The 24,177-nt window shown below is 73.7% G+C and carries 19 protein-coding genes and 1 pseudogene; 4 read left to right on the top strand and 16 right to left on the bottom strand.

The window, feature by feature from the left end; translation table 11 throughout:
* Nucleotides 1-7: 7 nt before the first annotated feature.
* The 10 genes and pseudogenes from ilvD to PED38_RS01105 all read right to left on the bottom strand — a co-directional run bounded on the left by ilvD (nucleotide 8) and on the right by PED38_RS01105 (nucleotide 11,912).
* Nucleotides 8-1,702, bottom strand: a complete 1,695-nt coding sequence (gene ilvD / locus PED38_RS01150) for a dihydroxy-acid dehydratase (protein WP_270979223.1) — start codon at nucleotides 1,700-1,702, stop codon at nucleotides 8-10.
* Nucleotides 1,703-1,765: 63 nt separating this feature from the next.
* Nucleotides 1,766-2,341: a monovalent cation/H(+) antiporter subunit G gene (gene mnhG, locus PED38_RS01145; RefSeq protein WP_063072831.1), complete on the bottom strand. Its 576-nt coding sequence runs from the start codon at nucleotides 2,339-2,341 to the stop codon at nucleotides 1,766-1,768.
* Nucleotides 2,338-2,613 (bottom strand): monovalent cation/H+ antiporter complex subunit F, encoded by a 276-nt coding sequence (locus PED38_RS01140; protein WP_081235155.1) that lies wholly within the window; start codon nucleotides 2,611-2,613, stop codon nucleotides 2,338-2,340. The genes mnhG and PED38_RS01140 overlap by 4 nt, the downstream gene beginning before the upstream one ends.
* Complete coding sequence (locus tag PED38_RS01135) at nucleotides 2,610-3,284, bottom strand: Na+/H+ antiporter subunit E (RefSeq protein ID WP_270979220.1); 675 nt, start codon at nucleotides 3,282-3,284, stop codon at nucleotides 2,610-2,612. The genes PED38_RS01140 and PED38_RS01135 overlap by 4 nt, the downstream gene beginning before the upstream one ends.
* Complete coding sequence (locus PED38_RS01130) at nucleotides 3,281-4,873, bottom strand: Na+/H+ antiporter subunit D (protein ID WP_270979219.1); 1,593 nt, start codon at nucleotides 4,871-4,873, stop codon at nucleotides 3,281-3,283. Before PED38_RS01130 ends, PED38_RS01135 begins: the two co-directional genes overlap by 4 nt.
* A complete protein-coding gene (locus PED38_RS01125; protein WP_063072828.1) occupies nucleotides 4,870-5,430 on the bottom strand; it encodes a Na(+)/H(+) antiporter subunit C in 561 nt (186 codons plus the stop codon). The genes PED38_RS01130 and PED38_RS01125 overlap by 4 nt, the downstream gene beginning before the upstream one ends.
* Nucleotides 5,427-8,439, bottom strand: a pseudogene (locus tag PED38_RS01120) (Na+/H+ antiporter subunit A). Before PED38_RS01120 ends, PED38_RS01125 begins: the two are co-directional and overlap by 4 nt.
* Before the next feature lie 83 nt (nucleotides 8,440-8,522).
* The gene (gene otsB, locus PED38_RS01115; protein WP_063072826.1) at nucleotides 8,523-9,350 is read right to left on the bottom strand and encodes a trehalose-phosphatase; all 828 of its coding nucleotides are present in this window, start codon (nucleotides 9,348-9,350) and stop codon (nucleotides 8,523-8,525) included.
* Between the two features lie 5 nt (nucleotides 9,351-9,355).
* Nucleotides 9,356-10,960, bottom strand: coding sequence for an alpha,alpha-trehalose-phosphate synthase (UDP-forming) (gene otsA / locus PED38_RS01110; protein WP_270979215.1), 1,605 nt, complete (start codon nucleotides 10,958-10,960; stop codon nucleotides 9,356-9,358).
* A 115-nt stretch (nucleotides 10,961-11,075) separates the two neighbouring features.
* The gene (locus PED38_RS01105) at nucleotides 11,076-11,912 is read right to left on the bottom strand and encodes a fructosamine kinase family protein (protein ID WP_270979214.1); all 837 of its coding nucleotides are present in this window, start codon (nucleotides 11,910-11,912) and stop codon (nucleotides 11,076-11,078) included.
* A 136-nt stretch (nucleotides 11,913-12,048) separates the two neighbouring features.
* Here PED38_RS01105 and PED38_RS01100 point away from each other — a divergent pair, with 136 nt between their 5' ends.
* Together PED38_RS01100 and PED38_RS01095 are read left to right on the top strand one after the other, a co-directional pair.
* Nucleotides 12,049-12,924, top strand: a complete 876-nt coding sequence (locus PED38_RS01100) for a sugar phosphate isomerase/epimerase family protein (protein WP_270979211.1) — start codon at nucleotides 12,049-12,051, stop codon at nucleotides 12,922-12,924.
* Between the two features lie 157 nt (nucleotides 12,925-13,081).
* Complete coding sequence (locus tag PED38_RS01095; RefSeq protein WP_063072823.1) at nucleotides 13,082-13,384, top strand: putative quinol monooxygenase; 303 nt, start codon at nucleotides 13,082-13,084, stop codon at nucleotides 13,382-13,384.
* A 73-nt stretch (nucleotides 13,385-13,457) separates the two neighbouring features.
* Here the strand turns inward: PED38_RS01095 and PED38_RS01090 are convergent, their stop codons facing one another.
* The 5 genes from PED38_RS01090 to PED38_RS01070 all read right to left on the bottom strand — a co-directional run bounded on the left by PED38_RS01090 (nucleotide 13,458) and on the right by PED38_RS01070 (nucleotide 21,611).
* Complete coding sequence (locus PED38_RS01090) at nucleotides 13,458-14,777, bottom strand: hypothetical protein (protein ID WP_270979209.1); 1,320 nt, start codon at nucleotides 14,775-14,777, stop codon at nucleotides 13,458-13,460.
* Nucleotides 14,778-14,907: 130 nt separating this feature from the next.
* Entirely contained in the window at nucleotides 14,908-16,803 is a 1,896-nt protein-coding gene (locus PED38_RS01085; RefSeq protein ID WP_270979207.1) for a YhgE/Pip domain-containing protein, read from the bottom strand.
* Nucleotides 16,800-19,733, bottom strand: coding sequence for an MMPL family transporter (locus PED38_RS01080; protein WP_063072820.1), 2,934 nt, complete (start codon nucleotides 19,731-19,733; stop codon nucleotides 16,800-16,802). The genes PED38_RS01085 and PED38_RS01080 overlap by 4 nt, the downstream gene beginning before the upstream one ends.
* A gap of 55 nt (nucleotides 19,734-19,788) precedes the next feature.
* The gene (locus tag PED38_RS01075) at nucleotides 19,789-20,367 is read right to left on the bottom strand and encodes a TetR/AcrR family transcriptional regulator (protein ID WP_063072819.1); all 579 of its coding nucleotides are present in this window, start codon (nucleotides 20,365-20,367) and stop codon (nucleotides 19,789-19,791) included.
* 89 nt (nucleotides 20,368-20,456) lie between these two features.
* Nucleotides 20,457-21,611 carry an SLC13 family permease gene (locus tag PED38_RS01070; RefSeq protein WP_063072818.1) on the bottom strand — a complete coding sequence of 385 codons (1,155 nt, stop codon included), beginning with the start codon at nucleotides 21,609-21,611 and terminating at the stop codon, nucleotides 20,457-20,459.
* Between the two features lie 163 nt (nucleotides 21,612-21,774).
* Here PED38_RS01070 and PED38_RS01065 point away from each other — a divergent pair, with 163 nt between their 5' ends.
* Entirely contained in the window at nucleotides 21,775-21,963 is a 189-nt protein-coding gene (locus PED38_RS01065; RefSeq protein ID WP_063072817.1) for a hypothetical protein, read from the top strand.
* Nucleotides 21,964-22,003: 40 nt separating this feature from the next.
* Here PED38_RS01065 and PED38_RS01060 read toward each other — a convergent pair whose 3' ends face one another.
* The gene (locus tag PED38_RS01060; RefSeq protein ID WP_063072950.1) at nucleotides 22,004-23,233 is read right to left on the bottom strand and encodes a mechanosensitive ion channel family protein; all 1,230 of its coding nucleotides are present in this window, start codon (nucleotides 23,231-23,233) and stop codon (nucleotides 22,004-22,006) included.
* Nucleotides 23,234-23,442: 209 nt separating this feature from the next.
* On the opposite strand from PED38_RS01060, the gene PED38_RS01055 reads away from it, so the two are divergent.
* A complete protein-coding gene (locus PED38_RS01055) occupies nucleotides 23,443-24,165 on the top strand; it encodes a hypothetical protein (RefSeq protein ID WP_270979206.1) in 723 nt (240 codons plus the stop codon).
* Nucleotides 24,166-24,177: the final 12 nt, after the last annotated feature.

Raw genomic sequence — 24,177 nt, 5'->3', positions numbered from 1 at the left:
GAGGGGATCATCCCGTGATGGCGCCCTCGGCGGCCGAGTGCACGAGCCTGGCGTACTTGGCGAGGACCCCGCGCGTGTAGCGCGGCGGGAGAGGGGCCCACCCCTCACGGCGGGCGGCGAGCTCGGCGTCGTCGACCAGTAGGTCGAGCGTGCGAGCGGCGATGTCGACGCGGATCCGGTCTCCATCGCGCACGAAGGCGACGGGACCTGCGTCCACCGCCTCGGGAGCAATGTGGCCGATGCACAGTCCGGTTGTGCCGCCTGAGAATCGACCGTCCGTCAAGAGTAGTACATCCTTGCCGAGGCCGGCGCCCTTGATGGCGCCCGTGATGGCGAGCATCTCGCGCATGCCGGGGCCGCCCTTGGGGCCCTCGTAGCGGATGACGATGACGTCGCCCTTCGAGATGCGGCCCTCGGTGAGGGCGTCCATCGCGGCGCGCTCGCGCTCGAAGACCCGGGCGGGGCCCTCGAACACGTCGAGGTCGAAGCCGGCCGTCTTGACGACCGCCCCCTCCGGGGCGAGCGAGCCGTGCAGCACGCTGATGCCGCCGGTGGCGTGGATGGGGTCGTCCATCGTGCGGAGGACCGTGCCGTCGAGGCCCGCGAGGTCCATCGACTCGAGGTTCTCGCGCATGGTGCGGCCCGTGACCGTCATGACGTCGCCGTGCAGGAGGCCCGCGTCGAGCAGCGCCTTCATGACGACGGGGACGCCGCCGACGCGGTCGACGTCGTTCATCACGAAGCGACCGAACGGCTTGAGGTCGCCGAGGTGCGGCACGCGGTCGGCGATGCGGTTGAAGTCGGAGAGCTGGAGGTCGACCTCGGCCTCGCGCGCGATGGCGAGGAGGTGGAGGACGGCGTTCGTGGATCCGCCGAACGCCATGACGACGGAGATGGCGTTCTCGAACGCCTCCTTCGTCATGATGTCGCGCGCGGTGATGCCCTTCGCGATGAGGTTCACGACGGCCTCGCCGGAGCGGTGCGCGAAGTAGTCGCGGCGGCGGTCGGCGCTGGGCGGGGCGGCGGAGCCGGGGAGGCTCATGCCGAGGGCCTCGGCCACGCTCGCCATGGTGTTGGCGGTGTACATGCCGCCGCAGGCTCCCTCGCCCGGGCAGATGGCCTTCTCGATGCGGGTCAGGTCCTCCTGGCTCATCGTGCCGGCCTTGCACGCGCCGACGGCCTCGAAGGCGTCGATGATGGTGACCTCCTTCTCCGTGCCGTCGGAGAGCTTGACCCAGCCGGGGGCGATGGATCCCGCGTAGAGGAACACGGAGGAGAGGTCGAGGCGCGCGGCGGCCATGAGCATGCCGGGCAGGGACTTGTCGCAGCCGGCGAGGAGCACGGAGCCGTCGAGGCGCTCGGCCATCATCACGGTCTCGACGCTGTCGGCGATGACCTCGCGCGAGACGAGCGAGAAGTGCATGCCCTCGTGGCCCATCGCGATGCCGTCGCTGACGGAGATGGTGCCGAACTGGAGCGGGTAGCCGCCGCCCGCGTGCACGCCCTCCTTGGCACCCTGGGCGAGGCGGTCGAGGCTGAGGTTGCACGGCGTGACCTCGTTCCACGAGCTGGCGACGCCGATCTGGGGCTTCTCCCAGTCCTCGTCGCCCATGCCGACCGCGCGGAGCATGCCGCGCGAGGAGGTGGCCTCGATCCCGTCGGTGACGTCACGGCTCCGGGGCTTCATGTCGATCTCAGGCATGGCACGAGCTTAGATCCTCGCGCGGAGCAGTCCCGGCGGCCTGGGGGTCGGCGGACCGCCGCGTCAGCCGATGCCGGGCGGCAGGCGGCCGTCGTCCGGCTCGTCCGCGCGGCCGCCGTGCCCGGGGTCGGCGGGCGATGCCACGGGCGCCGCCTCGTCGCGGGGACCCGCGCCGCCCGGGACGTGGCCGGCCTCCTCGGCGGCGATGTTCTCGGCGGATCCCACGGGCAGGGTCGACGCGTCCACCTCCTCCGCGTCGCGCAGCTCCTCGTGGGCACGGTCGATCGCCTCCTCGAGCTCGTCGACGAGCAGGTCCTCGCGCAGGAAGTGGCGGAGGCGGTAGCCGGCGCGGCCGACCATGTGGGCGGAGATGGGCGCCGTGAGCATCTGGAAGAGGAGGACGGGCACGAGCATCGCGACCGTGCTGAGGCTCTGCGACTGGAGGGCGAGGGCCAGGAGCACCAGGATCACGCCGAGGATCTGCGGCTTGGTCGCCGCGTGCATGCGCGCCAGCGGGTCCGGGAAGCGCAGGAGGCCGACGCCCGCGGCGACCGACAGCACCCCGCCGAGGAGGAGGAGCACGAGGCTCACGACGTCGAGGGCGTCGGCGAGCGGACCGGAGGCGAGCACGTCGCTCACGAGGGGTCCTGCTTCGAGACGTAGCGGGCGACGGCGACGGTCGCGAGGAACGCGGTCATGGCGAGCACGAGCATCACCGGGACCGTGCGGGTGTGTCCGTTGAAGATCATCTCGGCGCCGAGCACGCAGATGAGCGTGGTGAGCAGCACGTCGGACGCGATGATCCGGTCGAGGATGCTCGGACCGCGCACGATGCGCACGAGCGCCATCACCGCGGCCGAGAAGAAGAGGGCGCCGACGAGCACCCAGCCGACCTGCATGACGATGCTCACGCGAGCTCCTCCCCCGTCGTCGTGATGAGCCCCGCCTCGAGGTCGCGGTCGCGCACCAGCTCGTGCGCGCGCTGCCGACGGGTCTGGAGCAGCGGCTCGCGGCCCGTCTCGCGCCGCTCGCGGTTGACGCGCCACACGTCGTCGGCGGTGCCGAGCGTGAAGACGATGCGGCTCTCCACGTCGAGCGTCGTGCGCCGCACGCGCTCGACGTCCTCCGCGGTGGAGGTGCCGAGCGCGTGGAGGTAGAGGATCGACCGCTCCCGGTCGGCCTCGACGACGATGGAGCCGGGGACCAGCGACACGACCTCGGCCGTGAGCGTCATGACGAAGTCGCTGCGCGTGTGGAGGTGCACGGCGATGACCGAGTTGACGGGCACGCGGCGCCAGTCGAACGCCTGCGCGGCGACCTGGAAGGACGCGCGCACGAGGTCGACCGCGAAGTGCCCGAGCAGGATCAGCGCCCAGCGGATGTCGAACCGGCCCGAGAGCTCCACGGGCGGCAGGTAGAACACGCGCGTGACGAGCAGCGCGAGCACGATGCCGGTGACCACGGAGATGACGGTGACGTGGCCCCACAGCAGGAGCCACAGGATCACGAGCCAGACGAGGAGCGGCAGCTGCACCAGGAGCGTGAGCCGCTCGGCGCGGGCGCGCGCCCGACGCGGGCTCACTCGACGCCTCCGGGGAAGACCGTCTCGACGTAGCCCTGCTCGCCGGAGCCGACGCCGGATCCGGGGCCGGTGAGGCTCTCCCCCGCGCGCTCGGAGAGGGCGTAGACCGGACCCGCGAACACGGTGAGCGCGACGCTGACGACGACCATGCCGGCCGTGGCCCCCGTCATGAGCAGCGGGGTCTTCCGCACGGTCGTGGTGGTCTCGCCGCCCGGGCGCTCCGAGAGCTGCTCGAGCAGCGGCGACTCGTAGTCCTCGACCTCCTCGGCCCCGCGCCAGAACGCCATGTTCCAGACGCGGGCGAGGGCGTAGAGCGTGAGGAGGCTCGTGGCGGCGCCCGCCGCGATGACCGCGTAGGTGAGCCAGCCGCCGACCTCGGCGCCGGAGTCGAACAGCGCGACCTTGCCGATGAACCCCGAGAACGGCGGGATGCCGCCGAGGTTGAGCGCCGGGATGAAGAACAGGATCGCCATCACCGGCGCCGCCTTGAGCAGGCCGCCGAGCTTGTTGATCGACGTGCTGCCGCCCGTGCGCTCGATGAGCCCGGACGCGAGGAACAGCGTCGTCTGCACGACGATGTGGTGGATCACGTAGTAGATGGTCGCGGTCATGCCGGCCACCGTGTTGAGCGCGATGCCGAAGATCATGTAGCCGATGTGGCTCACGAGCGTGAACGACAGCAGCCGCTTGATGTCGGCCTGCGCGACCGCGCCGAGGATGCCGATCACCATGGTCAGCGCCGCCACGACCATGAGGGCCGTGGAGAGCTGGTCGGTGGGGAACATGACCGTCTCCGTGCGGAGGATCGCGTAGACGCCGACCTTCGTGAGGAGGCCCGCGAAGACCGCGGTGACGGGTGCCGGGGCGGTCGGGTAGGAGTCCGGCAGCCAGAACGACAGCGGGAAGACGGCCGCCTTGATGCCGAACGCGACCAGCAGCATGATGTGCAGGATCAGCTGCACGTCCGGCGGGATCTCGTCGAGCCGCACCGAGATCTGCGCGATGTTCACCGTGCCGAGGGCGCCGTAGATCATGGCGATGGACGCGAGGAACAGCATGGAGGAGACGAGGCTCACCACGATGTACGTGACGCCCGCCCGGATGCGCGCCTCGGTGCCGCCGAGCGTCAGCAGCACGTAGCTCGCCACGAGCAGGATCTCGAACCCGACGTAGAGGTTGAAGAGGTCGCCCGCGACGAAGGCGTTGAAGACGCCGGCCGCGAGGATCAGGTAGGTCGGGTTGAAGATGGAGACGGGCGTCTCGCCGTCGCCGTCCTCGAGGCCCTGGCCGATCGAGAACATGAGGACCGCGAGCAGCACGATCGACGAGATCAGCAGCATGAGCGCCGAGAGCCGGTCGACCACGAGCACGATGCCGAACGGCGCCGCCCACCCGCCGACCTCCACGGACTGGCCGCCCTGCTGGTCCACCAGCACGAGGAGCACCGCGCTGATCGCGACGACGACCACGAGCGCGAGCACCGAGACGGCGACCTGCAGGCGGCGCTGGCGCGCCGCGACGAGGGCCGCCGCCGCGCCGAGCAGCGGCACGAGCACGACCAGCGGGATGAGGGTCGGGAAGATCGTCACGAGCCCTCCCCCTCCCCCTTCTCGGCGCGCTTCGTGCGGAAGTCGCGGTCGTCGTCGTCGTCGGCGGAGTCGTCGATGGCTTCTTCCAGGTCGGATCGATTGCCGCGGAGCTCGCGGGCGGAGGCGATGGCCGCCTCGGCGTTGGTGCCGAACTCGGTGTCGTCGTCGTCGGGCACGGTGGGCTCCTCGCCGAGGCCCGTGCGGGGCCCGCGCATCGCGAGGTCGTCCTCGTCGTCCGTCACCACGTCGGCGTTGGCCAGCCGCCAGGAGCGGTAGATGAGCGCCATGAGGAACGCCGAGACGCCGAAGGTGATCACGATGGCCGTGAGGATGAGGGCCTGCGGCAGCGGGTCGGCGTACTCCGACGGGTCGACCTCGGGGTCGTAGATGGGCGCGAGGCCCACGCGGCCCGACATGATCAGGATGAGGATGTTCGTCGCGTTGCCCACGAGCAGGAACCCGAGGAGCACGCGCGTCATGCTGCGCTCGAGCATCAGGTAGATCCCGGTCGCGTACAGCGCGGCCATGATCACGATGAGGGTGACGGAGACGCTCACACGCTCACCCCCTGCTCGGTCTCCATGCCGTCCGCTCCCTGCTCGACCGTCCGGTCGCTCTCCTCCTGGCGGTCGACCTCCGCGCCGAGGCTGCGGAGCACGTCGAGCGTGAGGCCGACGACGACGAGGTAGACGCCGACGTCGAAGAAGGTGCTGGTGACGAACTCGACGTGGCCGACGAAGGGCACCTCGGTGTCGATCCAGGTGGAGGTGAGGGCGTCGGCGCCGAAGACGAGCGGCACGATGGCCGTGCCGACCGCGAAGACGAGGCCGGTGCCGAGCACGCGGCCCGCATCCACGGGCGCGGCGGCGCCGAGCTCGTAGCGGCCGCCCGCGAGGTAGCGCGCGACGAGCGCCATGCCGGCGAGGAGCCCGCCCGCGAAGCCGCCGCCGGGGAGGTTGTGGCCGGAGAACAGCAGGTAGACCGACACCACGATGAGGCTGTGGAACAGGAGCCGCACCACGACCTCGAGGAGGATCGAGCGGTTCTGCGGCGCGAGCGTGCGCCCGGCGAGGAGCCAGGGGCTCCGCTCGGTGCGGCCCTGGTCCTTGACCGCCTCGCGCGCCGCCATGCGTGGACCCGCGGCGCCCTGCTCCACCTCGAGGGGCGCCTCCGTGGTGGTCGCCGGGTCGTGCCGGCCGGAGAGGCGCGCGAGCAGGCTGCGGCGCGACGGCGCCGTGAGCCGGGGCAGGGAGTCGGTGCGGCGGTTGAGGAAGATGAGGCTCGCGACGCCCGTGGCCGCGACGATGAGCACCGAGATCTCGCCCATGGTGTCCCAGCCGCGGAGGTCCACGAGCGTGACGTTGACGACGTTGCTGCCGTGGCCCTGCTCGTAGGCCAGGCGCGGGAACTCGAGCGAGATGGGCGTCGCCACGCGGGCTCCGAGCGCGACGACGGCCACAGTCGACATGAGCGCGGCGACCGCGATGCCGATGGACGCGCGCCAGATCGGGTGCACCGACCGGTTCCGCTCCCCCAGCCGCACGGGCAGGCGGCGGAGCACGAGCACGAAGGCGACCAGGGTGATGGTCTCGATGAGCACCTGCGTGAGCGCGAGGTCGGGGGCGCCGTGCAGCGCGAAGAGCGCGGCCATGCCGTACCCCGTGACGCCCCACGAGCACGACGGCCTGGAACCGCTTGCCGGCGCGGGCGGCGGCGATGGCGGCGACGATCATCACGACGCCGATGACGGGCTGCGCCGGGTGGTCGAAGGGCACGGCCGTGGCGGGCCAGGAACGGTTGAGGGCGAGCGCGGATCCCACCGAGCCGATGAGCACGAGCAGGATCACGCCGAGGTAGAAGGGCAGCGAGCCGCGCTGCGTGGTGGCCGTGGTGCGCGCCGCGACCCGGTCGATGAGGCGCATCGAGGCCCAGTAGACGCGCGCGGCGTCGACCCAGGACGGCACACGCGACTGCAGCGCGAAGACGCCGTCGCGGAACCGGAACATCGCGAGGCCGACGACCAGCGTGCCCGCGGAGATGAGGAGCGCCGGCTCGATCCCGTGCCAGAGCGCCAGGTGGTAGGTGTGGTCGGGCTCGCCCGAGGCGCCGGCGCTCACGGCCGGCAGCGTGTCCGCGTAGCCGGCGATCCACCCGTCGACGGACGAGGCGAGGAAGCCGAGCACGAGGCCGGTCGCCGCCAGCACCGCGGGCGGCACCAGGAAGTCGAGGTGCTCGTGCACGGGCTGGACCTCGTCCACGCCGCGCTTGCGGGCGAACGCGCCCCACAGGAACCGGGCACTGTACGCGACCGTGAGGCAGGATCCGACCGAGACGCCCACGAGCGCGACCCAGCCCAGGCCGCCGCCGAGCTCCGCGTCGAGGAGGAGCGCCGAGAGCACGGCCTCCTTGGCCACGAAGCCGAGGAACGGCGGGAGGCCCGCCATCGAGGCGAGCGCGAGCGCCGTGATCACCGCGAGCACCGGGGCCTTGCGGCCGAGCCCGCTGATCTTGCGGAGGTCGCGGGTGCCGGCCCGGTGGTCCACCACGCCGACGACGAGGAAGAGCGTGGCCTTGAAGAGCGCGTGGGCGAGGAGGAGGGCGACGCCCGCGAGCGCGGCGTCGCGCGTGCCGTAGCCGACGACCACCGTGAGGAAGCCGAGCTGGCTGACGGTGCCGTAGGCGAGGACGAGCTTGAGGTCCATCTGCTTGAGGGCGCGCCAGCCGCCGACGAGCATCGTCGCGACGCCGAGCGACACGAGCAGTACGCGCCAGCCCGGCACGTCGGCGTAGCCGGGGGCCAGGCGGGCGATGAGGTAGATGCCGGCCTTCACCATCGCGGCGGCGTGCAGGTACGCGCTCACCGGGGTGGGCGCGGCCATCGCGGCGGGCAGCCAGAAGTGGAAGGGCACGAGCGCCGACTTCGAGAGCGCGCCGAGCAGGATCAGCACCACGGCGACCGGGATGAGCGGGCCGCCGGGCGGATCCGCCACGAGGGCCGCCAGGCTCGTCGTGCCGCCCGCGACCGAGAGGATCACGAGGCCGACGAGCATCGCGAGCCCGCCCGCGGTCGTCACGAGGAGGGCCTGCAGCGCCGCGCCGCGGCTCGCCTTCTTGCCCGTGTAGTGGCCGATGAGGAGGTAGGACAGGACGCTCGTCGCCTCCCAGAACGTGAAGAGCACGAACACGTCGTCGGCGAGCACGAGGCCGTACATCACCCCGGCGAAGGCGAGCAGGAGGCCCGCGAACCGTCCGAGCCCGTCCTCGCTCGAGCGGAAGTAGCGCGCGCAGTAGAGGAGGACGAGGGCTCCGACGCCCGTCACGACGAGCGCGAGGAGCCAGGACAGCGCGTCCATCCGCATGTCGAGCGTGATGCCGAGCGACGGGATCCACTCCAGCCGCTCGACGACCTCGCCGTCGGGCAGCACGGCCGGCCCCTGCAGGGCGGTGAAGGCGAAGGCCGCGGCGGGCACGAGCGCGGCCACGACGAACGCGCGGACGCCGAGGGCCCGGGTGAGGAACGGCAGGACGATCGAGGCGATCAGGAACGCCGAGAGGAGGACGAGCAACTGCGGTCTCCTCTCGCGAGTCGGCTATTTCCCCAGTCTACCTGGGCCCTGCCTGGGAGACCGCGATGGATCCGCCCGCGAGCTCAGTCGGGCAGCACGGCCGGCTCGCCGCGCAGGTCCGCGAGCACCTGGAGCACGCGCGCGACGTCGTGCGGGCCGTCGACGCGGAAGTCCGCCGCGGTCGCGCCGGTGCCGCTCTTGAGGCCGAGGTCGCCGGCCTGGAGCGCGGCGAAGGCGTCCTCGTCGGTGACGTCGTCGCCCGCGTAGAAGACGGCGGACGCCTCGGCGTACCGCCGCAGGTGCTCGACGGCCTCGCCCTTGGTGGCCTGGCGGATGCTGAACTCCAGCACGTCCTTGCCGGAGCGCACCTTGAGGCCGTCGACCTCGGCGTGCGCCTCCTGCGTCGCGACGAGGTGCGCGATGCGGCTGTGCTTCTCGGTCGCGAGGCGCGTGTGCAGGGCGAAGCCCGCGGGCTTCTCCTCGATCCACACCTCGTCGAGGGAGTCGGCGACCTGGCCGAGCACGTCCGAGAGGACGCCGCGCTGCGCGAGCTCGCCCTCGTCGAGGGTGAGCTCGATGTCGTCGCTGTCGAGGCGGATCTCCACGCCGTGCGAGCCGACGAGGAGCACGTCGTCCGGCAGGTCGGCGACGGCCTCGAGGCTGCGGAGCGCGCGACCCGAGACGAGCGCGACCCGCGTGTCGGGCAGGGCGAGGAGCGCGAGCACGGCGGCGCGCGCCTCGGGCACCGCGCGCGCCTTCTCCGGGTCGTCGACCTCGGGCGCGAGCGTGCCGTCGAAGTCGAGCGCGACGAGCAGGCGCGGCGTGCGCGCGAGCTCCGTCAGCGCCTCGAACAGCCGGCCCGGGAAGCCGCGGCCGCCCTTGGCCTGGATGTCGGTGGTCAGCTCGGCCACGCCCGCTACCAGCCCTCGTCCATGAGGGGCTCGACGACCTCTTCGTCCGGGCCCTCGTGGATCGCGGCGGCGTGCGTGCGGCCGAGGTCCGCGAGGAAGGAGCTCGACCACGCGGCGACGTCGTTCTCGAACACGCGCTTGCGGAGCGACCGCATGCGCTTGCGCTGCTCGGCCTTCGGCATCTCGATGGCGCGGAGGATGGCCTCCTTGAGACCCTCGATGTCGTGCGGGTTCACGAGCAGCGCGGCCTTCAGCTCGTCCGCGGCGCCCGCGAACTCGCTGAGCACGAGCACGCCCTCGTTGGAGTGCTTCGTGGCGACGTACTCCTTGGCCACGAGGTTCATGCCGTCGCGGAGGGCCGTGACGAGCATCACGTCGGCCGCGAGGCACAGCGCCACCATCTCCTCCCGCGGGTAGCCGTGGTGCAGGTAGCTGATGGCGGTGTGGCTGATGGAGCCGTAGTCGCCGTTGATGCGGCCGACCGTGAGCTCGATCTCGTCGCGCAGCTGCTTGTACGTCTCCACGCGCTCGCGGCTGGGGCTCGCGACCTGCACGAGCGTCGCGTCCTCCACCGTGACGCGGCCCTCGGCGAGCAGCTCGCCGAACGCCTTGAGGCGGTGGCCGATGCCCTTGGTGTAGTCGAGCCGGTCGACGCCCAGGAGGATCGTCTTCGGGTTGCCGAGGTCGGCGCGGATCTGGCGGGCGCGCTCCTGGATGGCCGGGTCCTTGGCCATCTCCTCGTAGCTGCGGGCGTCGATCGAGATCGGGTAGTGCTTGGCGACGACCTGCCGGGTGCGGAGCTCGCGCACGGGCTTCGAGGGCTTCGTGCCGGGGACGGTGAGCGGGATGCCGCCGCGCACGGGCACGTCGACCGTGGATCCGCGGGTCGTGTACCCGAAGAGGCGGCGTACCGCGCGCGTGAAGTTGCCCGCGTCGGCGACGCGCTGGAAGCCGATGACGTCGGCGCCGAGGAGGCCCTCGATGATCTGCGTGCGCCACGGCAGCTGCGAGTAGATGCCGTAGGGCGGGAACGGGATGTGGTTGAAGAAGCCGATGGTGAGGTCCGGCCGCTGCTCGCGCAGCATCTTCGGCACGAGCTGCAGCTGGTAGTCCTGCACCCACACCGTGGCCCCGGGGGCGGCCGCCTTCGCGGCCGCGTCGGCGAAGCGCTGGTTGACCTTGACGTAGGTGTCCCACCACTCGCGGTGGTAGCTCGGCTGCGCGATGACGTCGTGGTACAGCGGCCACAGGGTGTCGTTGGAGAAGCCCTCGTAGTACTCGGCGAGGTCCTGCTCGCTGAGCGTGACGGGGATGATCGAGATGCCCGCGTCGACGAACGGGTCGACGTCGTGGTCGGCGATGCCGGGCCAGCCGACCCACGCGCCCTCGTTGGCGCGCATGACGGGCTCGAGGGCCGTGACGAGGCCGCCCGGGGAGTGCCGCCACGAGGTGGTGCCGTCGGCCGCGACGACCCGGTCGACCGGGAGGCGGTTGGAGACGACGACGAGGTCGTAGATGCCGGGCCGGACTTCTCCGCCGTCCGCCTGCTCGGCGGCGGTCGGCTCGGTCGGCTCGGTCGCGGAGGGCGTGGATGAGGGTGGCGGAGTCACGGTTCCCGTCTCGTTCTCGCAGAGGTCTGTCGTGCCTGCTCGGTCATCCGAGGCTACCAGTGCGGTCGGCGACCGACCGGGTCCGCGTCGGCTCGTGACGGCGGGCGTCCGCCCCTCACCTCCGGAGGACCGCGCGCGCCGCGTCGCGGAGCGCTTCGCCGTAGGCCGGGCCGTGCGACGCCGCGTGCACGGCGAGCGGGTGGAGCTGGTGCAGCGCGACGCGGTCGCGCCAGCCCGGGGCGAGGGATCCGGCGTCGGCGTACGCGCCGAGCACGTCGTCGAGGCCCGGGCAGCCGAAGAGCGCCAGCATCGCGAGGTCGGTCTCGCGGTGGCCGCCGTGCGCGGCCGGGTCGATGAGCACCGCTCCCCCGTCCGCCCACTGCACGTTGCCGGACCAGAGGTCGCCGTGGATCCGCGCGGGCGGCGCGCCGTCGTCGAAACGGCCGTCGGATGCGGCGGCGCACGCGCGCTCCACGTCGGCCGCCTGCGCGGCGGTGGCGTTCCCGGCGTCGACCGCCCGGCGGAGGTAGGGCAGGACGCGCTCGCGGGCGTACCAGGCGCCCCAGCCGGATCCGGCGTCGTCGGCCGGGCCCGCGCCGTCGCCCCGGGCACCGCCGCGGAGGACCGACAGCGGCTGCCGCCCGATGAAGGCCGGGCCGTCGTGCCCGGCGGGCGGCGCCCCGAACGCCGGCGCCCCCGCGTCGTGCGTGATCGCGAGGGCCGCCCCGAACGCGCGCGCGCCCTCCCGCGTGGGGCGCGACGGTCGCAGCCGCTCGAGGTCGAGGCGGCCGGGCGCGACGCCGAGCACGCGCACGACGCGCGCTCCCCCGGCCGGCTCCGCCTCGGCGAGCCAGGCCAGGCCCGCGGCCTCCGCCTCGAAGAAGCCGTGGGGAGCATCCGCCCGCTCCTTGCGGTACGCGTCCGCCGCGCCGTCCGATCCGTCCGACGCCATGCCGGCCTCCTCCCGCCGCGGACGTGCGCCGCGTGCGTCCAGCATGCCGACGCCGCCTGTCCGCGTCGCGCACCCGACACGCGCCGGACCGCGCGCGTACCCCTCGGGCCCAGCGGCGCCGGGTATGGTCGCCGACGTGATCCGAGTAGGCATGAGCACGACCTGCGTGTACCCCCAGCCCGTCGAGAACGCCTTCCTCATGGCCAAGCGCGCCGGATTCGACGGCGTCGAGATCATGGTGACGAACGACCAGGTCACCCAGGACGCCGACGCGCTCCGCGCCCTGTCGGAGAAGCACGGCCTGCCGATCCTGTCGATCCACGCGCCCGTCCTCCTCCTCACCCACTTCGTGTGGGGCCGGGATCCGAAGGTGAAGCTGGAGCGGTCGGCAGAGCTCGCGCGCGCGGTCGGCGCCCCGGCCGTCGTGGTGCACCCGCCGTTCCGCTGGCAGGCCGGCTACGCCGAGTCGTTCCTCGAGATCGTGCGCTCGATCCAGACGGAGACGGGCGTGGAGATCGCGGTCGAGAACATGTTCCCGTGGCAGGTGGCGGGCCGCAGCATGAAGGCGTACGCGCCCGGCTGGGATCCGCGCGACATGGACTGCGACGCCACCACCCTCGACTTCTCGCATGCCTCGCTCTCCGGCCAGGACGCCCTAGAGATGGCCAAGGCCCTCGGGCCGCGCCTCCGCCACGTGCACCTGTGCGACGGATCCGGCTCGCAGGACGACGGCCGGATCCTCGACGAGCACCTCCTCCCCGGCCGCGGCACGCAGCCGGTCGCCGAGACCCTCCGCTGGCTCGCCGAGCAGGGCTGGCAGGGCGGCGTCGTCGCCGAGGTCAACACCCGCAAGGCGAAGACGGAGGAGCAGCGGCTCGCGATGCTCATCGAGACGCGCGAGTTCGCCCAGCGCCAGCTCCGGCTCGACACCGCGCCCGAGCGCACGCCCGTCGCGCCGCCCACGCTCTCCGGGTACCGGAAGCTGCGCACCGCGCTCCGCCGCGACCGCTGAGCGGCGCCGCCGCCTGGGTCGCTCGGCCGACACGCCCGCGCCGGGCGTGCGGGCATGCCCCGACGGCGGCCGGGGTTGGATGGACGAGGGGAACGCCCCCGCACATGAGCGACGTCGCACGGGGCCCCGCCCGCCCGGCGTCGGGACCGGAGACACCATGAGCACCACCGTGCACCTCGAGATCCAGGTCGACGAGACGCGCCTCGGCGACGTCGCCGACGTCCTCGCCGAGACCCTGCAGGCCACGCGCGCCTTCGCGGGCAACGAGGGCCTCGAGGTCCTCGTCGACGACGCCGACCCCGCCCGCATGGTCGTCGTCGAGCAGTGGGCGTCGACCGCCGACCACGACGCCTACGTCGCCTGGCGCGCCACCCCCGAGGGCGCCGCGCGCCTCGGCGAGGTGCTGGCCGCGCCGCCCGTGACCCGCGTGTTCAGCGGGCGCATCGCGCTCGCGCTCTAGCCGACCGCACGCACGACGAGGGCCGCCCGGTGATCCGGGCGGCCCTCGTCATGCGTGCGGTGCGCCGTGCGCGTCAGCGCCCGCTGAGGTCGTACGGCCGCTGGTGCTGGTCCACGGTGGCGAGGTAACCGCCGTCCGACAACGCCGACGGCACGGCGATCGTGCCGCGGACGGTGGCCGTCGTGCCGCGCACGTCGATCTCCAGCACGGATCCCGTGCCCGCCCGAGAGAGGAACAGCTCCGACCCGTCGGCCGAGGCCGCGAGGAAGCGCGCGGAGGATCCGGTGCCCGCCGCCTGCCCGAGCGCGGGGAGCCGCACGCGCGTGACCGCCCCGTCGTAGAGGCCGTCCGCACCGCGCCCGACGAGGTCGAGCGTGTCGACGCCGTCCGCCGTCACCACGGCCGCCGCGTAGGACGGCGCGACGGCCGCGCGCGTGGGCGTGCCCGTGCCGAGGGCGACGCTCGCGATGCCCGCGCCGCGCATCGACGACGAGGTCAGCACCGCCGGGTCGGCCGCCGTGGCGCCCGCCTGCGCGCCCACGGCCGTCGTGCCGTCGGGGGCCATCCGCGGCCGGTAGCTCTGCTGCGCGCGCTCCGGGTAGGGCCGCGTGGTCGCCGGGCCGAAGCCGTCGCGGGTCACCGGCACCGTCTCGACGCCGTCGTGCAGGGTCGAGCCGACGACCGTGCCGCGCGCGTCGGCGATCGGCCCGTGCGGGTAGGCGCCGAGCGGCGTCGAGGCGATCGGGGCCGGGTGCGCGTCGCCGCGGAGGATGTCGGCCGCGTCGTAGGCGTCGAGGTGCCCGCCGGCGCTCACGACGAGGCGCAGCGGGGATCCCACGAGGAACGTCTCCATCTCCTCCGTGCCGCGCGCGCCCGTCGTGGCGAGCGTCACCTCGCTCGTGCGGATCTCCGCCGTGCTCGCGCGGCCCATGCGCGTGTCGACGAGCGTGACCTGCTGCGTGGTGGACCCGTCGAGGTCCGACCCGACCGCGACGTACCGGTGGCCGGCGTCGTCCGAGATCCAGCCGGCGCGCGTCCAGGTGCCGGCCGCGGACGGGATCGGGGTCGCCGACGCGAGGCGCGGGACCCCGGCGGAGGAGATGTCGACCACGTCGAGCCGCGGGCCGCCCTCGTCGACGAAGGCGATGCGGCCGTGCCCCAGCTGCACGACGCCGGCGTGCGCGCCCAGCGTCGTGTCCCTGAGGGAGCCCGTGGTGCGGCCGGTCGCCGAGTCGACGATCGAGACGGCGTGCGCCACCGGGTCGGCGACGAGCAGCCACGACGCGCGGCCGGCGGCGGACGCGGTCTCGGGCGGGGCGGCGACGGATCCGACGCCGCCGGCGAGCAGGCCGACGACCACGAGGCCGACGCCGAGGAGGGAGGGGGTGCGCATGGGGCGCCTTCCTTGTCGAGAACGGTTCTCGAATGGTAGGCGGTGCCGCGGCCGCACGTGCGCCGGGCTCCCCAGACGCGCGATGCCGGGCACCCGCGGGAGCGCCCGGCGTCGGGTCGTGCGGAAGGCGTCAGACGGCGACGGCCGCCGACGCCGGCGCGCTGCCCGGCAGGAGGCCGAGGTTCCGCGCCCGCCGCGAGCGCCGCGTCACCAGGTAGGAGACGGCGAGGCTCAGCAGCAGGAACACCGCCAGCGTGCCCGCGGCGCCCCACGCGACGGCGGGCGCCCCCCCGGCGATGATCGCCTGCATGCCCGACGCCGCGTACGTGAGCGGCAGGAACGGGCTGATCGCCTGGAACGGCTCCGCCACGAGCTGCAGCGGGATGACCCCGCCCATCGCCGCGGCCTGCACCGCCAGCAGGATGAGCGAGACGACCATGCCGGTGCGGCCGAACGCCTGGCGGAGCAGGTAGTGGATCGCCGTGAAGGCCGCCGCGGTGACGGCGGCGAACCCGAGGGTGGCGGGCAGCAGCGCGAGCGACAGGCCGAGCGCGGCGTGCACGAGGGCGACGAGCAGCACGACCTGGGCGAGCGCGATCAGCCCGGCGCGGGCGAGCACGCGTCCCATGACGCGGCCCGTCGCGGCCGACGACGCGAGCAGGCGGCGCGCCGCCGGCCGCAGCACGAGGAAGGTCGCGAAGGCGCCGAGCCAGAGGCCGATCGGCACGAAGATCGCGGCGATGGCGTCGCCCGGGTTGTCGATCTCGTTCTCGCGCTGCACGGTGAGGCCCACCGGATCCGCGACGACGCCCGAGGCGGAGGCCGCCTGGTCGGCGTCGAGCGAGGGGATCTGCTCGGCGCCCTGCGCGAGGCCCTGCCCGAGCTCGGTGGCGCCGGACGAGAGCGACGTGGCGCCCGTCGCGAGGTCGCCCGCGCCCGTCGCCGCGCCGGTCGCGCCCGTGCGCAGCTGGCCGAGGCCGTCGCCGAGCTGGCGCGCGCCGGAGACGAGCGCCCCGCCGTTCGCCGCGAGCTGCGACGCGCCGGACGCGCTCTGGCCGATGCCCTGCTGCACGCCCTGGATGCCCGCCGCCGCCTGCGTCGCGAGCGTGCGACCCTGGGCGGCGTACTGGTCGATCCCCTGCTCGAGCGGCTGGAGCTGCGCGGCGATCGGGGCCGTCCGCGGGTCCGCCGCGAGCTGCTGCCGGAGTCCGGCGACCTGCGTCGCGATCCGCCCGGCCCCGCCCGCGTACTGCCCGACGCCGTCGGAGACCTGCGAGAGCCCGGCGGCCCCGGTCTGCAGCCGGTCGAGTCCCGAGGAGAGCTGCGAGACGCCGCCCGTGTAGGTGCCGAGGCCGTCCGCGAGCTGCGACGCGCCCTGCTGCGTGCGGCCGATGCCGTCGCCCAGCTGCGTGATCCCGTCGCCGAGCGTCGTCGCGCCCGAGGAGAGCTGCGTGGCGCCGTCCGCGAGCTTGTCGGCGCCGGTCCCCGCGTCGGTGAGCGAGCCCTTGAGGCCGCCGAAGGTCGTGTAGATGCCGGAGACGAACTGCGACGTGATGGCGTTGCCGAACACGCTGGTCATGCCGACCCCGACGGCCTGCGTGGCCGCGCCCGTCAGGTAGCCGTGCGCGTCGTCGGTCTCCACGCTGATCTGCGCGCGCTTCGGGGCATCGGTCGAGAGCGACACGATCGAGGAGGAGAAGTCCTTCGGCACGGTCAGCACCGCGTAGACCTCGCCGTCGTCGAGCATCCTCTGGGCCTCGTCGGCGTTGGTGATGGTCCAGTCGAAGGCCTGGTTGTCGTCCGAGGTGAGCTGCGTCACGAGCAGGCGGCCCGCGAGCACGGGCGACTCCGTGCCGTCGGGCGCCTTCTGCTGCACGATCTCGTCCTGGTTGACGATGGCGGCGGGCACGCGCTCGACGCCCTTCGCGACGTCCGAGAGCGAGCCGATGAAGAGGCCGGCGACCGCGAGGGGCACGATCGCGACGAGGGCGACGGCGAGGCGTCGGCGGGTGGAGCGAGCGGTCATCGGAGGGTCTCCTCGACGGTGGTGACGGTCTGGTCGTGGCCGGGCTGGTCGGCTGGCGGCGCCGTGTCGGCCTCGAGCCGGAGGCGGACGGTCGGCCGCCCGGGGATCCCGTGGTCGTCCGGGAACCACGGCGCGCCCAGGAGGACGGTCGTGCTCTCGTGGACGAGCGCGGGCAGGGCGGCGAGGAACGCGCGCTCGGCGGCGGCGTCCGGGAAGGGGTCCACCACGTCGAGCACGAGCACGGGGGCGCGTCCCGAGGCGGCGATGGCGGTGAGGGCGATGGCGCGCTCGAGCGGCAGGAGGGATCCGACCGGGTCGTCGGCGCCGATGCGGAGCGCGCCAGCGGCGTCGGCCGCCTGGTCGATCCGCTCGAGCCACTCGGCCTGCCGGGCGCGGGCTCGCCTGTGACGGCCCATCGGCTCGGACAGGTCGATGCGCTCGGCGAGGAGGTCCCCCACCGTCAGCCCCGAGTCCACCCGGTCGACCCTGCCGAGGTCGGCCATGGCGACGCTCGTGAGCACGCGGCCGGACTCGGACGCGAGCGGGTGGCCCGCGACCTGCGCGCGGCCGGAGAGCGGCGTGAGCCGGGCCCCGAGCGTGGCGCCGAGGAGCCGGCGGTCGGCGACGTCGCCCTCGACGAGCACGAGGGATCCGGATGGCGCACGCAGGTCCACCGGCAGGAGCCGGCGCCCGGGGACGCCCGCGACGAGCCGCTCGGCCGCGACGGCGGCGCCGGACGCATGCGCCCAGTCCACGTCGTCCTGGTGCTCGCGGAGCCCCTCGCCCTCGATGTCGACGTCGGGGAGGATCCGGTCGAGCCAGCGCGGGATCCACCAGGCGCGCTTCCCGAGCAGCGCCATGGCGGCCGGCACGAGGGTCATGCGCACGAGGAACGCGTCGAAGAAGATGCCGACGGCGAGGCCGAGCGCGATGGTCTTGATCACGCCCGCGCCCTCGGGCACGAAGGCCGCGAAGACGAAGAACATGATGAGCGCGGCCGCCGTCACGACCCGGGCGGCGCCCGAGAATCCCGTGACGATGGCCCGCCGCGCATCGCCGTGGTGCACGAAGTCCTCGCGCATCCCGGAGACGAGGAAGACCTCGTAGTCCATGGCGAGCCCGAACAGGATCGCCATGAGGAGGATCGGCATGAAGCTGAGGATCGGGCCGGGCGTGACCCCGAGGACGTCGGCGAACGCGCCCTGCTGGAAGATCAGCACGACCGTGCCGAACGAGACGACGACGCTCAGCAGGAAGCCGACCGCGGCCTTCACGGGCACGAAGACCGAGCGGAACACGATCATCAGCAGGATGATCGACAGCCCCACCACCACGATCCCGAACGGCACGAGCGCCTGGTCGAGCCGCTGCGAGATGTCGTTCTGCACCGCGGTGGTGCCGGTGACGGACACGCGCGTGTCGTAGCGGTCCCGGAGGCCGGGCGCGAGGTCGCGGATCGACTGCATGAGCGCGGTCGTCTCCGCCGACTCGGGCGGGCTGTCCGGGAGCACCTGGATGATCGCGGTGTCGACCGAGGGGTTGGGCGTGCCGGTGCCGACGAAGGCCACGTCGTCGAGCCCGCGGATCTCGTCGCCGATCTTCCCGAGCACCCCGATGGGGTCGGTGGTCTGCGTGATGTCCACGAGCACGACGAGCGGGCCGTTGTGGCCGGGGCCGAACGCGTCCGAGACGGTGTCGTACGCGACGCGGCTCGTGGATCCGGCGGGCTCGGTCGCCCCGCTCGGCAGCCCCAGCTGCAGCTGCGACGCGGGCACGGCGAGGAGGCCGGCGATGCCGATGACGATCACGACGGGGATGATCGGCACCTTGGTGACGACCGCCACCCAGCGCGCGCCGAGCGTGCGCTGCGTGCCCTCGGCCTGGGCCTTCGCGCGGCGGGCGGCCCGCGAGCCCTCCTTCGGCCGGAGGCGCTCGCCCGCGAAGCCGAGCATGGCCGGCAGCAGCGTGGTGGCGACGCCCATGGCGAGCAGCACCGCGAAGGCCGCGCCGAGGCCCATGACCGTGAGGAACGGGATCTGCACCACGAGGAGGCCGAGCAGCGCGATGATCACCGTCACGCCCGCGAAGATCACGGCGCTGCCGGCGGTCGCGACCGCGGTCGCCGCCGAGCGCTCGACGGGCATGCCGTTGGCGAGCTGCGTCCGGTGCCGCATGAGGATGAAGAGGGCGTAGTCGATGCCGACCGCGAGCCCGATCATCACCGCCAGCAGAGGCGACGCGCTCGAGACCGTGACGAACTTCGAAGCCGCCATCAGCGCGCCCGCCGAGGCCGCGACGCCGACGAGCGCGCCGATGAGCGGCAGCCCCGCCGCGAGCATCGAGCCGAACGTGAGCACGAGCACGAGGCCCGCGAAGAGCACGCCGAACGCCTCGGTCACGGTGACGCCGTAGTGGACGTCCTGGAAGACCTGGCCCCCGAACGACACCGTCATCCCCGCATCCTCAGCCGCCTGCGCGGACGCCTTGAGCGCGTCGAGGGTCGCGGGCGTCACCTGGTCGCTCTGCCCGGCGAACTGCACGGTCGTGATCGCCACGGTGCCGTCCGCGGACACCGCGTCGCTCGCGTACTCCGAGAAGGGCGAGAGCGCCGTCTCGACGCCCGGCACGTCGGCCGCGGCCGTCGCGGTCGCCTCGATGGCGGCCTTCTCCGCGTCGTCGGTGACCTTGCCGCCCGCGGGCGCCTCCGTCACGATCTGGGCGCTCGCGCCCGCGGCCTGCGGGAACACGGCGGCCAGCCGGTCGATGGCCTCCTGCGACTCCGTGCCCGGGATCGAGAACGACTCCTGGGTCTTCCCGCCGAGCGCGAGGCCGCCGCCCAGCAGGATGCCGAGGATGACGATCCACGCGGCGACGACGCGCCACGGGTGGAGGAACGAGATGCGTCCGAGTCGGTACAGCAGCGTGGCCATGGGCGGTGGCTCTCCTTCGGAGGGTGGTGCGGGGGGGGGACGGGCGGAGCGGGGATCAGGCGGAGCGGGCGCCGAGGGGGGCGAGGAGCTCCCCCACGACCACGACGAGAGCGGCCCGGAGCTCGTCGTCGGGCAGCGGCTCGTTGGTGGACCAGTCGTCGCTCGCGGCGAGGATGTACGCCGCGCCGCCGAGGGCCACGCCGAAGCGCAGCTGGTCGAGCGTGCTGTCGAGGGCGCCGGCGGTCTCGCCGAGCGTGCGCACGAGGTCGTTCGCGCGCTCGATCACGGCGAGGTGGCCGAGCGACCGGCCCTGCGTGATGAACAGCGCCACCTCGTGCCGGTGCAGCAGGAGGAAGTCGATGAAGCGCTCGACGAAGAGCCGCCTCGCGTCCGCGTCGCCGCGGATGGAGTCGGCGCGCTCGATGACCTCGGCGAGCGCGTCGATCGTGGGCTCCAGGAGGGCGTCGAGCAGCGCCTCCTTGGACGCGAAGTGGTAGAGCACGCTCGACTTCGAGTAGCCCGCCTCGTCGGCGATCTGCTGCAGCGAGGTCGCCTGGAAGCCGTCGCGGGCGAAGCGCGCGGCGGCGATCGTCCGCAGCTCGTCGCCGGCGGAGGCGCGGGGGGTTCGGGTCACCCGTCGAGCCTAGGTCGACCGATCGGTCAGGTCCTGCACGATCGGTCAGACTGCCAGCCGCCTGTCAGGCGGGACGGCCGGACGGCGGGTCAGCGGATGAGCACGAACGCGAGCATCGCGAGGCCGACGGTGAGCGGCGCGACCACGAGGCCGAGCAGCACGTACCGCGACCACTTGATGTGCACCCCCATGCTCACGAGCCGCTCGTGCCAGAGCAGGGTCGCGAGCGACGCCCACGGCGTGATGAGCGGACCCGCGTTGACGCCCACCAGGATCGCGACGAGCCGCTCCGGGGATCCGGCGACGGGCTCCAGCGCCAGGTAGGCCGGCAGGTTGTCGACCGCGTTGGCGCTCAGCGTCGCGACGCCCGCCAGGCGGAAGAGCGACGCGGCGTCCTGGCCCTGGCCCGAGATCGCGGCCATGACGGCGGTGAGCCCGAGCGACTGCGCAGCCTCCATCACGATGAAGAGGCCGGACGCGAACACGACGAGCTGCCACGGCAGGAGCCCCAGCCGGAGCACCCGCGGGCGGCGGACGGCCGTGAGGATCGCGAGGACGACGGCCGCGGCGAGCGCCGGGATCCACACCTCGACGCCCGAGACGAGCGCCGGCACGAGCAGCCCCACCACGACGGCGCTGCCGACGAGGAGCACGCGGTCGGTCGGCGCCGAGGGCGCCCCCACCTCGTAGCGGGTGAAGAGGTCCTTGCGGTGGATGACGAGGATCGCGAGCACGGGCACGGCGATGGCGACGAGGGCGGGCGCGACCGTGAGCGCCGCGAAGCCGGCCGGGCCGAGGCCGCCGAGCTCGTGCTCCGCGAGCAGGTTCGTGAGGTTCGAGACGGGCAGGAGCAGCGACGCCGTGTTCGCGAGCCACACCGTGGTGAGCGCGAACGGGAGCGGCGGCAGCCCGCAGTGGCGCGCGAGCACGACGACCACGGGCGTGAGGAGCACGGCCGTGGTGTCGAGCGACAGGAAGATCGTGCAGAGGCACGCGAGCACGACGGTCGCGAGCCACAACGCCCAGGTGCGGCCGCGGCCGAGGCCCGCGGCCCGCTCGGCGATCCAGGTGAACAGGCCCGCCTCGCTGGCGAGCTCGGTGACCACCGTGATCGCGACGACGAAGAGGAGGATCGGCCAGACCCGCTCGTACAGCACGCCGAGGTCGTCGAGCGGGAGGGCTCCGGTGGCCACGGCGACGGCGCCGACGACGAGGAGCACCACCCCGATGAGGGCTGTGCGCACGGGCGCCTCCTGTCTGATCCGCGATCACTGTACTCATCGCGCGCCGGGAGCCCGCACCGCCTGCGGAAAGGGGACGGCGGCGGGAGGGCGGCGGGGCGGCGCGCGCCGGGCGGCGGTCGCGGCGACCGGATCCCGGTACCGTGGAAGCACACTGGGAGGTGTCATGCGCAAGTACATCCTGAACGGCAGCGTCCTCAGCGCCCTCATCGGCGGCTGGAGCACGCTCCAGACGACCCGTCGGGGTCCGCGCGACTGGAAGCTCGGCCTCATGTGGCTGAGCTGGGGCATCACGATGGCGATCGCCGTCGGCACCGTCATCGAGGACTCCCGCGACGGGCAGCTCGGCAACTAGCCGCCCCGCACCGTGACGCGCATGCCCCCGGGCGTGCGCGTCACTCGTGCGTGCGCCAGCGGTCCCCGTCGACCCCGAGGTCGATGCGCTCGGCGGCCGGTACGGTCGAGATCGGTCCGGTGAACAGCCCCGCGCGCGAGTCGCCCTGCGCCGTGCCGGAGAACAGGCCCGTGGGCTCCGCTTCCGCGGTCCGCCGTCGCGCGCGGGATGCGTCCTCGTGCTCGCCCGGATCCACCATCTGCACGCGCGTGCGCGGCAGCGACTGCGGGCTGCTCTCGTGCAGGAACGTCACGAGGCGCTCGCGCACGAGGCAGCGCAGGTCGAAGAGCGTCGGCGCGTCCACGGCCGAGACGAGCACGCGGATCCGCACGTAGCCGCCCACCGCATCCGTCACCTGCAGCACGGAGACGCGGCCGTCCCAGAGGTCGGTCGTCGCGAGCACGCGGTCGAGCTCCTCGCGCATGCTCGCGGGGGTCGCGCGCCAGTCGAGGTCGAGCTCCACGGCCCCGAGCAGCTCGGACTTCGTGCGCGTCCAGTTCTGGAACGGCGTGGTCGTGAAGTAGGTGGACGGCAGCACCATGCGGCGGTCGTCCCAGATGTGCACCACCACGTAGGTGAGCGTGATCTCCTCGACGCGGCCCCACTCCTTCTCCACGATGACCACGTCGTCGACCCGGATCGCGTCGCTGAAGGCGAGCTGCATCCCCGCGAAGACGTTGGCGAGCGTCGACTGCGCCGCGAGGCCGGCGACGATGGACACGAGGCCGGCGGACGCGAGCACGGATGCCCCCGCCGTCCGCGCCCCGGGGAAGGTGAGGAGGATCGCGCCGACGGCGACCACGACGATCGCGACCACGGTGAGCCGGCGGATGATGAGCACCTGCGTGCGCACCCGGCGCGCGACGCGGTTGTCGGCGACGTCCACGCGGTAGCGGCTGAGCCCGAGGTCCTCGAAGAAGATGGCCAGGGCGCAGACGAGCCAGGCGGACGCGACGATCGTCACGACGTGCAGCAGGTGGTCGAGCCCGTCGCGCAGCTCGCCCGGGGCGATGGAGGCACGGAGCGCGACCCACAGCGCCACGACGAGGAGCAGCACGCGGAAGGGGCGCCGGGCGCGCGTCACCAGCCGGGCCGCCCACTCGCGGCGACGGGCGATGACCCGCACGACGAGGGCGACGACGGCGGTGACGAGCAGGGCGGCGGCCACGGCCGCGAGCAGCGTGACGATCACGGCCACGGCGGGCTGGGCGAGCAGGGCGGGCAGGTCCATGGATCCTCCGGTCGGGTGGGCGGACCGCGCTGTCCCGGGAGGATCCAGTGTTGCAGCCGCTGCCCGGGAGGGACGTGGCCGTCGACGGGGACGGGGGCGCGCTCTCCGCGCCCCCATGCGGATCCGCTCGGCGTGTCGCGAGGACGCCCGGGCGTGTCGGCGGCGATCATTATCCCGATCGCGGCGGTGCGATCGGGGAGGTCGGGATCATGTTCCGATGGCTGAGGCGCAGGACCCGCTCGACCGAGGCCGCGCCCGCGGCGCCGGATGCACGATCCGCCGGCACCGGCGCGTCCGGCACCGGCGCCTCCGCTGCCGACGCGCCCGCTGCCGACGCGCCCGCTGCCGACGCGCCCGCTGCCGACGCGCCGGCGTCGACGCCGACGGAGAGCCCGTCCGCGTCGCTCGCCACCGGCGAGCTCGCCGCCAGCGCGGCCCGGCTGCACGGCGGGCCGGGGCGTCCGCCGCACGTCGCCGCGCACGAGGCCGGAGCCCCGGCGGGGGCACCGGCGCACGACGCGGCCGCGGACGCCACGGTCTCCCCCGCCGACGCGGATCCCGACCTCCGGCCGCTCGCGCTGATCGTGCACGCGGCGCTCGCGCATCACTTCGGTCCCGACGGCGCGTGGGCGCTCGTGCGCCGGACGCCCGACACGACGGCCGGGTTCTTCGACGAGCTGATGACCGCGCACATCGCCCGCGACGTCGCCCTCGCGCTCGGCGCCGCTCCGGCCGCAGCCGACCTCCCGCTCACGGACGCGCGCGCGACCGGCTCCGCCGCATCGCCCTCCCGTGCGGAGTCCGCCCGGGAGGACGCGGTGACGCGCGAGCTCGCGGTGTTCGACGAGGATCCGCTCGACGGCACGCTCGCCGAGCTCGCGGGCGACCCCCGACGCGTGCCCGCGCTGCTGCGCGGGATGCGAAGCGCCTAGCCAGGACGGCCG

Source organism: Clavibacter sp. CT19, from assembly GCF_027858075.1.
GTDB lineage: Bacteria > Actinomycetota > Actinomycetes > Actinomycetales > Microbacteriaceae > Clavibacter > Clavibacter tessellarius_A.
This window is presented reverse-complemented; position numbering and strand designations above follow the sequence as displayed.

Coding starts and splice junctions, on each gene's coding strand:
- ilvD (WP_270979223.1), bottom strand. CDS start 1,702: ATGCCTGAGATCGACATGAAGCCCCGGAGCCGTGACGTCACCGACGGG.
- PED38_RS01105 (WP_270979214.1), bottom strand. CDS start 11,912: ATGGCGTCGGACGGATCGGACGGCGCGGCGGACGCGTACCGCAAGGAG.
- PED38_RS01095 (WP_063072823.1), top strand. CDS start 13,082: ATGAGCACCACCGTGCACCTCGAGATCCAGGTCGACGAGACGCGCCTC.
- PED38_RS01090 (WP_270979209.1), bottom strand. CDS start 14,777: ATGCGCACCCCCTCCCTCCTCGGCGTCGGCCTCGTGGTCGTCGGCCTG.
- PED38_RS01085 (WP_270979207.1), bottom strand. CDS start 16,803: ATGACCGCTCGCTCCACCCGCCGACGCCTCGCCGTCGCCCTCGTCGCG.
- PED38_RS01080 (WP_063072820.1), bottom strand. CDS start 19,733: ATGGCCACGCTGCTGTACCGACTCGGACGCATCTCGTTCCTCCACCCG.
- PED38_RS01065 (WP_063072817.1), top strand. CDS start 21,775: ATGCGCAAGTACATCCTGAACGGCAGCGTCCTCAGCGCCCTCATCGGC.
- PED38_RS01060 (WP_063072950.1), bottom strand. CDS start 23,233: ATGGACCTGCCCGCCCTGCTCGCCCAGCCCGCCGTGGCCGTGATCGTC.
- PED38_RS01055 (WP_270979206.1), top strand. CDS start 23,443: ATGTTCCGATGGCTGAGGCGCAGGACCCGCTCGACCGAGGCCGCGCCC.